Origin of the sequence: Pelorhabdus rhamnosifermentans, assembly GCF_018835585.1 — a bacterium.
GTDB lineage: Bacteria > Bacillota > Negativicutes > UMGS1260 > UMGS1260 > Pelorhabdus > Pelorhabdus rhamnosifermentans.
On record NZ_JAHGVE010000024.1, the window covers coordinates 12646 to 24705 of the forward strand.

At 41.8% G+C, this 12060-nt stretch carries 12 protein-coding genes; 2 read left to right on the forward strand and 10 right to left on the reverse strand.

Annotated elements, in window-relative coordinates:
- Positions 1 to 2385: a homocysteine S-methyltransferase family protein gene (locus Ga0466249_RS20700; RefSeq protein WP_215831398.1), complete on the forward strand. Its 2385-nt coding sequence runs from the start codon at positions 1 to 3 to the stop codon at positions 2383 to 2385.
- Entirely contained in the window at positions 2382 to 3257 is an 876-nt protein-coding gene (locus Ga0466249_RS20705; RefSeq protein ID WP_215831399.1) for a methylenetetrahydrofolate reductase, read from the forward strand. The genes Ga0466249_RS20700 and Ga0466249_RS20705 overlap by 4 nt, the downstream gene beginning before the upstream one ends.
- A 56-nt stretch (positions 3258 to 3313) precedes the next feature.
- Here Ga0466249_RS20705 and Ga0466249_RS20710 read toward each other — a convergent pair whose 3' ends face one another.
- The 10 genes from Ga0466249_RS20710 to rpmH all read right to left on the reverse strand — a co-directional run bounded on the left by Ga0466249_RS20710 (position 3314) and on the right by rpmH (position 11881).
- Positions 3314 to 4453, reverse strand: coding sequence for an MGDG synthase family glycosyltransferase (locus Ga0466249_RS20710; protein ID WP_215831400.1), 1140 nt, complete (start codon positions 4451 to 4453; stop codon positions 3314 to 3316).
- A 250-nt stretch (positions 4454 to 4703) separates the two neighbouring features.
- Positions 4704 to 5675, reverse strand: coding sequence for a nucleoid occlusion protein (gene noc / locus Ga0466249_RS20715; protein ID WP_246588933.1), 972 nt, complete (start codon positions 5673 to 5675; stop codon positions 4704 to 4706).
- Between the two features lie 20 nt (positions 5676 to 5695).
- Positions 5696 to 6412: a 16S rRNA (guanine(527)-N(7))-methyltransferase RsmG gene (gene rsmG, locus Ga0466249_RS20720; RefSeq protein ID WP_215831401.1), complete on the reverse strand. Its 717-nt coding sequence runs from the start codon at positions 6410 to 6412 to the stop codon at positions 5696 to 5698.
- 1 nt (position 6413) lies between these two features.
- Entirely contained in the window at positions 6414 to 8291 is a 1878-nt protein-coding gene (mnmG, locus tag Ga0466249_RS20725; protein ID WP_281422688.1) for a tRNA uridine-5-carboxymethylaminomethyl(34) synthesis enzyme MnmG, read from the reverse strand.
- A 12-nt stretch (positions 8292 to 8303) separates the two neighbouring features.
- Positions 8304 to 9686, reverse strand: coding sequence for a tRNA uridine-5-carboxymethylaminomethyl(34) synthesis GTPase MnmE (mnmE, locus tag Ga0466249_RS20730; RefSeq protein WP_215831456.1), 1383 nt, complete (start codon positions 9684 to 9686; stop codon positions 8304 to 8306).
- 102 nt (positions 9687 to 9788) lie between these two features.
- A complete protein-coding gene (gene jag, locus Ga0466249_RS20735; protein WP_215831403.1) occupies positions 9789 to 10409 on the reverse strand; it encodes an RNA-binding cell elongation regulator Jag/EloR in 621 nt (206 codons plus the stop codon).
- A 3-nt stretch (positions 10410 to 10412) separates the two neighbouring features.
- Positions 10413 to 11000: a YidC/Oxa1 family membrane protein insertase gene (locus Ga0466249_RS20740; RefSeq protein WP_215831457.1), complete on the reverse strand. Its 588-nt coding sequence runs from the start codon at positions 10998 to 11000 to the stop codon at positions 10413 to 10415.
- A gap of 112 nt (positions 11001 to 11112) precedes the next feature.
- Positions 11113 to 11319, reverse strand: a complete 207-nt coding sequence (gene yidD / locus Ga0466249_RS20745) for a membrane protein insertion efficiency factor YidD (RefSeq protein ID WP_215831404.1) — start codon at positions 11317 to 11319, stop codon at positions 11113 to 11115.
- 20 nt (positions 11320 to 11339) lie between these two features.
- Entirely contained in the window at positions 11340 to 11693 is a 354-nt protein-coding gene (rnpA, locus tag Ga0466249_RS20750) for a ribonuclease P protein component (protein WP_215831405.1), read from the reverse strand.
- Positions 11694 to 11746: 53 nt separating this feature from the next.
- Positions 11747 to 11881 carry a 50S ribosomal protein L34 gene (gene rpmH / locus Ga0466249_RS20755; RefSeq protein ID WP_215831406.1) on the reverse strand — a complete coding sequence of 45 codons (135 nt, stop codon included), beginning with the start codon at positions 11879 to 11881 and terminating at the stop codon, positions 11747 to 11749.
- Positions 11882 to 12060 lie beyond the last annotated feature (179 nt).

Below are 12060 nucleotides of genomic sequence, written 5' to 3' on the forward strand. Positions count from 1 at the left end.
ATGATCCATATATTTGATGGAGCCATGGGAACTATGCTGCAACAAGCAGGAATGCCATCAGGTTATTGCCCGGAAGCATACAATCTAGAAAATCCAACAGCCATTACAGCTATTCATCAAGCCTATTTAGCTGCGGGTTCTACCATTATTGAAACAAATACCTTTGGTGCCAATCGACTCAAACTCAGTCACTACAATCTACAAAATGATGTAGAAAAAATAAATAAAACAGCTGCCTACCTAGCCCGGCAAGCTGTGGGAACACAAGCCAAAGTGGCTGGCTCCGTCGGACCGACAGGAAAACTGATTGCCCCATTAGGTGATCTAGATTTCGAAGAAGCCTATCAAGCTTTTGTTGAACAAATCCGCGCCCTTGATGAAGGTGGCGTCGATTATATATTAATTGAAACAATTATTGACATTCAGGAAATGCGAGCGGCACTCCTTGCAGCCAAAGCAGCATCAACAAAGCCTGTTATTTGTCAGCTCACATTTGGACCGGATGGTCGCACGGTGACAGGAACAACCCCTGCCGCTGCTGCCAATTTATTAGAAGCCATGGGAGCAAGTGTCATTGGAGCCAACTGCTCATTAGGACCACAGCAGCTCATTCCGATCATTCAGGAGCTAGCAGACAACACAACTCTTCCTATTAGCGCCCAGCCTAATGCAGGCATGCCGGAGCTCCACAATGGCGAAACGGTCTTTCCGCTAAATCCAGATGCCATGGCAACATACGTTCCAGCCCTCATAGCCGCTGGGGCTACCTATCTCGGCGGCTGTTGCGGAACAACACCTAAGCATATTTCCACAATGAAAACAGCTGCTCTAGCTTGTCCTGAGCCTAAGAGACAAAGAAAATCAGCAGACATTTCTTTAATCTTAACGAGTCGCAGTAAAGTTGTCCGGCTAAGTCCTAAACTCCCGCCCGCACTTATTGGCGAAAGAATTAATCCCACAGGCCGAAAATTGTTACAACAAGATATTAAAACCGGTTCATATATTGCCGTAAAAAAAGAAGCACTCCTGCAAGTACGCGCAGGAGCTGATATTCTGGACATTAATATGGGCGTACCAGGCATCAATCAAGCCGCTGTCATGAAAGAGGCTGTAGAACAATTATCCATGCTTGTTGATGTTCCCTTTTCCATTGATACAACAGATGCCAAAGCACTTGAAGCAGGCCTTAGAGCCTATCCGGGACGCGCCTTAATTAACTCCGTAACAGCCGAACCCGAAAGGATTCGTGATTTTCTCCCGCTCGCAAAGAAATATGGTGCAGCCATCCTCTGTCTCCCCCTTTCTCCTTCTGGTGTACCAAAGACAGCGGCAGAACGGTTAAACATTATCAAACAAGTTATTCATGCAGCTTATGCCTGCGGTCTTAAAGAAAAAGATTTGCTTCTTGATGCCCTCATCTTAACGGCAGCTGCCGAACCAACAGCCGGTCAAGAAGCCTTAAATACCATTCGCTTATACCGTGAACACTATCGCACCTCCATTACAGGCGGCTTAAGCAACATTTCCTACGGTCTGCCTGAGCGCGATCTAGTCAACAGCGCCTTCTGTGCTATGGCCCTATCAGCAGGACTCAATGCCCCTATCATTAACCCCTATAATGTACGCATGGCTGAAACCATCGCTGCCTCATCTGTTCTCCTGGGTCATGACATCGGCGGACAGAATTATAGTAAAAACTATACCCAGTCCTTACCGAAAAACGATACGATGAGCACAGCTGATCAGCCCATTCTCTTACAAATTAAAAATGCTGTCATAAATGGTGAAGTCGAAGGCGTGACAAGCCTCGTTAGAGAAGCCTTAGAGCAAAAAAACACCCCACTTACCATTACAGATGAGGCCTTGACAGCCGCCATGAATGACGTGGGTGATGCTTTCGGAGCAGGCCGTTGCTTCTTGCCACAAGTCCTGCTATCGGCGGAAACCATGCGAGCTGCCTTTCAGACGATGAAAAAGTTAATGCCCAATCAGACACAGCTTAGTCTTGGCACAGTCATTTTGGCTACGGTCAAGGGAGACATTCATGATTTAGGCAAAAATATTGTAGCCGCCCTGCTCGAAAATAACGGCTTCACTATTATTGATCTCGGTAAAGATGTGCCCGCAGAAAAAATTGTCGATGCAACGAAAAAGTTTAAAGCGAACATTGTTGGCCTGTGCGCCCTAATGACGACAACAATGCCCCAAATTGCAGTGACTATTGACGCACTAAGAAAAGCTCAGCTTCCTGTCAAAATTATTATCGGCGGCGCTGTTGTCACACCCGAATACGCCCAAGAAGTGGGAGCTGATAATTATGCAGGTGACGGAGTTGCTGCTGTCCGATATGCTAAAACAGTAAGTATACAAGGAGAATGGTCATGACCTTACGAGAAAAACTACAACGCGGTGTCTTCACCATCACAGTAGAGTTGGACCCACCAAAAAGCAGTGAAGCGAGTAAAACCTTACAGGAAGCCACGCGCTTACACGGCTCAGTAGATGCCATCAATATTGCCGACAGCCCCATGGCTAACATGCGCATGAGCCCCATTGCCTTATCTCATATTATTCAGATTAAAGTAGGTATTGAAACGATCTTTCATCTAACCTGCCGCGACCGAAATATTATTGGCTTGCAATCAGAATTACTTGGCGCCGCTGCACTGGGTGTAACAAATATTTTAACCCTTACAGGCGACGACCCAAAACGTGGTGATCACCCTGACGCCACAGGCGTATTTGAAACAGATTCAACAGGCCTAATTCAGCTAGCCAACACCCTCAATCAGGGTCTTGATAAAACCGGGCATTCCCTCGATTCACCAACTCATTTTTTTATTGGTACAGCTGTAAATCCTGATGCTAAAAATCCTAAATTGGAATTAGAAAAACTCAAAGCTAAAATTGCTGCGGGAGCTCGGTTTACTCAGACACAACCTATTTATGACATTGCTGTTGCTGAACGCTTTATGAGTGAAGTTAGTGACTTACCTATTTATGTGCTCATGGGCATTTTGCCGTTAAAAAGCTATAAAATGGCACAGTATCTTCATGAAAAGGTTCCTGGAATCAATATTCCAGCAGCCATTATGGAAGAAATGAAACAAGGTGGCAAAGAAGCAGGCATAGCCATTGCGCGCCGCACAATTGAAAAATTAAAACATATATCCCATGGCATCCACATTATGCCGCTGAATAATATTGATACAGTATTAGCCCTAACAAAAAAAGACGATACCACATCTTCTTTATAGTTCAAAAAAAGAGACCTATTCTTGAAAAGAATGGGTCTCTAACTTTATTCAAACTTCTATATCTCGGCTGAAGAGCTTGTCTTTAAAGAAGCAGAACGCTCTCCTCCCCGCTGGGTCACTTCCATAATCAACTGAGCAACAACAGAAGCCGCTTCTGGTTTTGCTATCAATCGACACTGATTACGCATCGCTAGTTGCAACGCTGGCTGGGAAAGAAATAAACGGGCTAGATGAGCCACATCTTCCATATCCTTAGCCAATAAGGCAACACCCAATTTTTCTAAAAAAGAAGCATTGTCTTCCTCTTGTCCTCCCATTGCATCTACAAGCAGCATGGGAAGTCCCGAACACAGGGCTTCACTTGCCGTAAGAGCTCCAGGCTTAGTTACAAGAAGCGATGCTTCAGCCATTAATTTATCCACATCAGGTGTAAAACCCAACACACGTACAGCTTGCCCAGCATACGTTTTTGATAATTCCGCTTTTAAGTCACTATTTTGACCACAAACAACAGTAATATACTCAATATTTGGAAGCGAATTTAACACAGAAACAATATCACTTGTCGGCCCCATACCAAGCCCCCCGCTCATAACAAGGACCTCGCCTTTCCTTGGATTACTATGTTCCTGACTAAAAACCTGATGAACAGGAATCCCTGTACAATGAATTTTTTCAGCTAAAAACCCCCGCATCGTCATCTGAACAGCGAGTGGTATCGAAGCAACACAATAATGATCGACTTCACTATACTGCCATAAGCGATGAACAGCAAAATCAGTAACAATGCCTATAATAGGCAACGATAATTTATTCAGCCTTTTTAGCTGTGCTGCTGCAGCACAAGGAAAAGGATGGGTAAATACTAACCCTTGCGGCTGAAAACGTTCCACAAGATCAAGGATGTTTTGTTCCATTGTGTGATATAACAGACTTTTAATTGGCAGTGCGGCATAACGGGATACATCTGTATAGCGATAGAAATAATCATAGACTTCAGGAAATATTTGTATCGTCTTATAATAAGCGCCTTTAATAATTTTACTTAAATATTGATTGCCTTCACCCAAACAATCTATCACTGCAACTTCAGCCAGATATTTCGCTGTGAGTAATTCCTTAACGGCAGCCGCTGCCTGATTATGCCCATTACCGACTGATGCGGATACAATCAAAATTTTAGGCCGTTCGCTCATAGTGAACCTCCGGTAAGGTAATAGATACTGAAATTATTGTACCACAGATAAGCAAGATCATAAAGAAAAGCAACAGAGAGCGTCATTGATAATCAATCGAAATATCCTCGCATATCCATAGGATTCTCGAAATTTAAGATTCCTATTTACAAGTCTATTTACATTATATGACAAAAAGTGGATATTTATGACAAGTTTAAAATAAAAAAGCCCCTTAGTTAACTAAAGAGCAAACTAACTTTCGATCACATTAATTCTTTTTCTTCTTTTGTAGTTGCGTTGCTTGTATTTTTTTGGGTATTTTTAACTGAATAGTAATAAAATCATCATCTTGCTTTTGATTCATTTTAATTTTGAGACCTGATTTTTTCATTTCCCCAACAACTTTATTAATAGAATTTAAAAAAATGCGCACGTCACGAATCACCTTAACTACATTCTGTTTAGGTGTTTTTTCTTTCTCTATTTCCCGGGAAAAGTTATCAATATAATCCTCGGTTTCTCGCACGTTCATTTTATTTTCAATTACTGTATTGAGTACATCGAGCTGCTGTGCCTCATTTTCTACTTTAAGTAACGCCCGGGCATGACGTTCTGTGAGATTATGCTCACGAAGTAACTGGCGCACTTCAGGTGATAATTTCAATAGCCGAAGCTTATTGGCAATGGTGGACTGATTTTTACCAACACGTTGTGCCATATTTTCCTGAGTCAAACCAAAGTGCGAAATCAGTTGCTGAAATCCCTCGGCCTCTTCTAAAAAGTGCAAATCTTCACGCTGTAAATTTTCAATCATGGCCAGCTCAGCCATTTCCTTATCATTCAGCGACTTGACAATAACAGGAATGACTGTAAGACAAGCTAATTTTGAAGCCCGTAACCGCCGTTCGCCAGCAATTAATTCATAGTTATTGCCTACTTGGCGAACTAGCAACGGTTGAATAACACCAAATTCTTTAATCGACTCTGCCAATTCTTGCAGAGATTCATCATGAAAAGTCTTACGCGGCTGAAAAGGATTGGGAATGATTTGATCCGGTGAAATTTCTAGAACAGCTTGATTTACTTTATTATTAGCACCGTCTGAGACAGATTCATTCGGAATAAATGCTTCTACTACAGCTTCAACTTCCTTATCATTGCCAATCCCTAAAAATTTGGCAAACCCTTTAATAAGAATCACATCCTCGCCTGCAAATATCTTACAATTAATATTCGTCAAAAAAAAGACAAGTTCCTCTTTTATAAAGGCTTTTTTTCAATCATCGCTGGTCGACGAGGATAATGTGAAGGTGACGGCCTGAGTTTTTTTATAATAACTATATTTCTCTCATCATTTAAGCCTGGTAAATGGACAGGGCGAATAGAAATTACTTCTCCCCCTAAAATCCGAATGGCCTTTTTGGCTGCTTCCACTTCATTAAACGTATCCTTACCCTTAAGTGCCAAGAAATGCCCACCTGTACAAACAAGTGGTAAGCAAAGTTCTGTTAAAACAGTCATACGTGCTACAGCCCGCGATGTAACAACAGAAAATTTTTCGCGTAATTCTCTGTCATGAGCACCATCTTCAGCACGACTGTGAACAATTGTAACCTGCTTAAGTCCTAATTGATCCACTACTTCCTTTAAGTAAATTAAACGCTTATTCAAAGAATCAAGCAGTGTCAATTTCAAGTCAGGACGCCATATTTTTAGTGGAATCCCCGGGAAACCAGCACCTGTCCCTACATCGATAACCTTCGCGTGAGGCAGAAACAACGTTTTGTCATAACAAGACAAAGAATCAATGATATGCTTTACAGCCACATCACAAGGTCCCGTAATAGCTGTAAGGTTAATTTTTTTATTCCATTCAATAAGAAGTTCATAATAACGGATAAATTGCTGCTGCTGTTCCTCACTAAGAGTTAAGCCATAATCTGCCGCAGCTCGCTGAAGAGCTTCAGTAAAATTCATATTAAGCCTCCCCACGCCGTCTTAATTGTTCTAAATAAATCATTAAAATGGAAATATCGGCTGGCGAAACACCCGAAACTCGAGACGCCTGTCCAACAGAAAAAGGTTGAATCTTATTGAGCTTCTGGCGAGCTTCCAGAGCCAATCCTTGAATTTGTTCATAATCAAAATGCTGTGGTAGCCTTTTTGCTTCTAATTTGGCTGAACGTTCTACTTGCTCGAACTGCTTTTTAATATAACCCTCATACTTCGTTGTAATTTCGATTTGCTGCTGTACTTCGGCATCAATTACAGGCAGATCAAAAAAGCCTTGCATTTTTTCATAAGTAAGCTCCGTACGCTTCAGTAAATCATACAGACTAATGGGGTTACGGAGTTCTGCTGTACCAAGCGCTTTGAGTTTTTCCTGCATCTCATCATTAGGCGTAACAACAGCGGCCTTAAGCTCTGCTGTAATTTGCGCAATAGCCGCCTTTTTTTCAATAAATCGTACATACCTTTCGTCTGATACAAGACCAATTTCCCGTCCTTTTTCCGTTAAGCGCAAATCAGCATTATCTTGACGTAAGATCAAACGATATTCAGCCCGCGATGTCATAATCCGATAAGGTTCTTCCGTTCCCTTTGTAACTAAATCATCGATAAGAACGCCAATATAGGCATCTGATCGTCCAAGTACAAAAGGATCTTTACCCTGTACCTTGAGCACTGCATTAATACCCGCCATAAGCCCCTGTGCCGCTGCTTCTTCATAACCAGATGTACCATTCGATTGACCCGCTGAAAAAAGACCCGAGATCGCTTTTACCTCCAATGACAATGTTAATTGCTGCGGGTCGAGACAGTCATATTCAATGGCATAACCAGGCCGCATAATTGCCGCCTCTTCCAAACCAGCAATCGTATGTAAAAAATCGCTTTGTACATCCATAGGCAAACTTGTAGACATGCCTTGCACGTACATTTCATTAGTTTGAACGCCTTCCGGTTCGATAAACACCTGATGAGCCGGCTTATCGGAAAATCGTTCAATTTTCGTTTCAATGGAAGGACAATATCTCGGTCCCGTCCCTTCTATCAATCCCGTATACATCGGAGCACGATGAAGATTGGAACGAATAATCTCATGTGTCAGGTTGTTCGTATAAGTAAGATAGCAAGGCAGCTGTTCTCGCTGCGAATTTTCGTGCATAAATGAAAAATAATGGGGTTCCTTATCACCTGGTTGAATGGTCATGGCCTGGAAATTGACCGTCCTCTTATCCACTCTTGCCGGAGTTCCAGTCTTAAATCGCATAAGCTCAATACCCAATTTTTTTAAACATGTCGATAAATTGACTGCCGCCCGTTGACCATTCGGTCCCCCATCGTATACAAGTTCCCCTAAAATTATACGACCACGTAAATATGTCCCTGTTGCAATAACTACGGCTTTTGCCGAAAATTTCTCGCCTGTCTCAGTGACAATACCTGTCACTTGTCCATCATGAACAAGAATCTCTTCCACAAGTAGCTGGCTTACTGTTAGATTAGGCTGATTTTCTACGGTCTGAGCCATTAAAAGCTGATATTGTTTTTTATCAGACTGCGCTCTAAGTGCATGAACAGCAGGTCCCTTGCCTGTATTCAACATCCGCATTTGAAGACACGTTTTATCTGTATTGATGCCCATCTCACCGCCAAGTGCATCAATTTCCCTTACCAAATGCCCCTTAGCAGGTCCTCCAACAGCCGGATTACATGGCATAAGAGCAATATTATCCATATTTAACGTAGCAAGCAAGGTCTTACAGCCCAGGCGTGCGCTCGCCAAAGCCGCCTCACACCCAGCATGTCCCGCTCCAATAATAACGACATCATAGTCACCTGCATTATACAAAGCGATCATCTCCTACTTTCCAATACAAAATTGGCTAAAAATCTGATTTAATAAATCTTCACCAACTGTGTCCCCCGTAATCTCGCCAAGACTCTCCCAAGCCCCGCGCAAATCAATGACAATACAATCAATAGGCATGGACTGCTCAATGGTATGCAAGGCCTCTTGTAAATGGTGCTGAGCCTGATTTAAGCAATGTACATGACGTACATTATTCACATAGACCGCCTCAGACGAAACTTGCCCCTCATAAACTTCATCAACAATGCTTTGTTCCAATTCAGCCATTCCTTCACCTGTCTCAAGTGAAAGCGAAATGATAGGCCACTGACCTACTAAATCCCGCACTTCTTCCACAGCTAACTGAGCTGGTAAATCAGATTTATTTAATAACACAAAACCGTGCTGTGACCTTGTCAAGTCAATGACCTGACGATCCTCTGGCGACAAAGGCATGGAACTATCTAATATAACCAAAATAAGATCTGCGCCACTGACAAGTTCACGTGATTTTGCTACGCCAAGTTTTTCAACAATATCTTCTGTTTCTCGAATTCCTGCCGTATCAATAATATTAAGAGGAATTCCCTGAACATTAACATACTCTTCAATACTATCACGAGTAGTTCCAGCTATAGACGTGACAATAGCCCTATTCTCTTTTAGCAAGGCATTAAGTAAACTTGATTTTCCTACATTCGGTTTACCAATAATCACTGTCTTGAGACCTTCTCGTAAGATTCTGCCACTATGAGCGGAAGAAACCAGCTTACCTAACTTGGCTAAAATAGGTTCAATGCCTTCTTTTACTTTCCTTGCCGATAGTTCTTCAATATCCTCTTCAGGAAAATCAATGGCTGCTTCCAAATGAGCAATCATATAAAGAAGTGCTTGGCGAATTTCTTTGATTTGCTGAGATAAATTGCCTGATAAATGCTGGACAGCTACTTGAAGTGAAGCAGCTGTTTTCGAACGGATAATATCCATAACAGCTTCCGCCTGCGTCAAATCAATCCGACCATTTAAGAAGGCCCGCTTAGTAAATTCACCTGGCTCAGCTAAGCGTGCTCCTACTTTTAACGTAGCTTCAAGAACTTTTCTCAGCGGAACAGCTCCACCATGGCACTGAAATTCTACGACATCTTCACACGTATAAGAATGAGGAGCGCGCATAATTAATAATAAAGTTTCATCAATACATTTACGCGTATCAGATTCCACGACATGGCCATATAAAGCTGAATGTCCTGGCGCATCAGCAATATTCTTACTTGTAGCACTACAAAATAGCCTCTCAGCTATTGTCATAGCCTTTGGACCGCTGACTCGAACAATACCGATGCCACCTTCACCTACAGCAGTGGCTACTGCACTGATTGTATCCTCAACATCCATCTCATCACTCCTCAAATCTTTCGCCATGAATACATAACCGCCCGCATTCATCCCACAAAAAAGACGCTGGGCAGAAAGCGGACGGTTGCATGTGCATATCTGTTATTTTTTTAACGTAATAACTACTTTCCGATAGGGCTCATCACCCTCACTATAAGTGGAAATTTTCGGATCACCTTGCAAAGCCATATGAATAGTACGCCGTTCTTGCGGACTCATGGGTTCCAAAGCCACGCGCTCACCACGCCGCTTCACTTTTTCCGCCAGCCTAAAGGCAAGTGCTGTCAGCGTATCCGTACGACGTTTACGATAATTTTCCACATCAAGTAAAATGCGTGTCCTTACTTCAGCATCACGATTGGCCGCCAAATTTGTCAAATACTGAAGTGCATCAAGCGTTTGCCCATGTTTGCCAATGAGCACTCCAAGGTCCGCTCCATGGATAACAAACATTACGGCATCGTCTGTCTTAGTTTGTTCCATGGTTGTTTTTAAATTCATTTTCTTAAAAATATCATTTAAGAAAAGTTTCGCTTGTTCAACTGGATCAATAGGAATAACCGAAACCTTCACCCGTGCTTGTTTACTACCAAAACCGAGAAAACCTCTACTTGGCGACTCAAGAACTTCATATGTTGTTCTCTCACGCAAGACATCGAGCTCACTCAAGGCACTTTCGATGGCTTCTTCAATGGTTTTTCCTGTTTTCTCAACACAGATCATGTTTTAATTAGCCTCCTCTTGGGCGCCGGTAGCTTTTTTCCGGTACATAAACCATTGTTGAGCAATCTGAATCAGATTACCTACACTCCAATACAGTACAAGACCCGATGGGAAAGTGAAACTAATATAACCAACAAATAATGGCATAAAAATCATCATCATTTTATTCTGCTGAGTCATTTCAGTTGTTGTCTGCTTCTGTTGAATATACGTCGTCAAAGCAGAAAGAACAGGTAAAATATAATAAGGATCAGGATGAGACAAATCACTGAGCCATAAAAAACCCGTTTGACCAGCATACTGGAAGTCCCGAATGGCATAAAAAATACCAATCAAGAAAGGCATTTGAATAATTAGAGGCAAACATCCTGCTAAAGGATTGACACCAGCTGTTTTATAGAAAGCAGCCATTTCTTTATTTAATTTTTCTGGATTTCCTTTATATTTCGCCTGCATTTCTTTAATCTTTGGCTGCAATTCCTGCATCGATTTCATTGATTTGACCTGCTTCACCGTCAATGGATACAGTGCCATTTTAATAACAATTGTAAGCAAAATAATGGCCACACCATAGTTAGCAAACCCAAGCATTTCTGTTATACCGTAAAAAAACAACAAAATCTGCTGCAGAATATGACTAATAAAATCCAAAAAAATCCACTCCTCTAATACTTATGCCTTAAAAATATTACATCATTTTATACTAAACAGGATCATACCCACCGGGATGAAAAGGATGACAACGGCATATCCGTTTTATCGCCATCCAACCACCTCTGACAGCCCCGTGCTTTTCAACAGCCAAACGCGCATATTCACTGCATGTCGGAATAAACCGGCATGTCGCCGGTTTAAAAGGAGAAATTGCAATCTGATAAAAGCGAATGCATAGTAATATAACCCATTTCATCCATCCAGCCCTCTTCCAGCCTACAATAATACTTTTGCTTTCCTACATAAATCCATTAAAGATTGTGTGACCGCCGCTTGGCTCTGCCCAACTACAGGAGCCCGGCCAATAACTACTAGATCACAACCAGGCGCTAATTTAGCCTGATTTAAACGAAACGCTTCTTTAAATAAACGCTTAACCCGATTTCGTATAACAGCCCCGCCTAAACGTTTGCCTGTTACAAAACCGATCCGATGTTGCTGTAAAGAATTCTTCAAAACATAAAGCACAGCCATTTTATTAGCATAAGATTTACCCACACGGTAAACAAATTGATAGTTCTTATTTTTTCTAAGCAACTGTGCCTTCACTAAACCATACTTTTTAATCATCGTCATTCACACCCTAAATAATAGGAAAAAAAGGCCACTCTCAGGCGGCCTATTTATGCAGACAGTTTTTTTCTGCCTCTAGCACGTCTTTTTTTCAAAACAAGACGTCCACCTTGAGTTTTCATCCGTTCACGAAAACCATGCGTTCTTTTCTTCCACAAAGTATTCGGTTGAAATGTGCGTTTCATATAGCCTACACCTCCCTTAACAGAACACGATTATCCCATGTTAAAATCATACATTTTAACTACTAAAGATTATAGACCAGCAAGTAGGCTAGTGTCAAGAAATTTGGTTATTAAAAAAGTCACTCAGAAAAAGGCATCAATAGACTTATTGACAATTATTGTGGATATTTTCATATTCT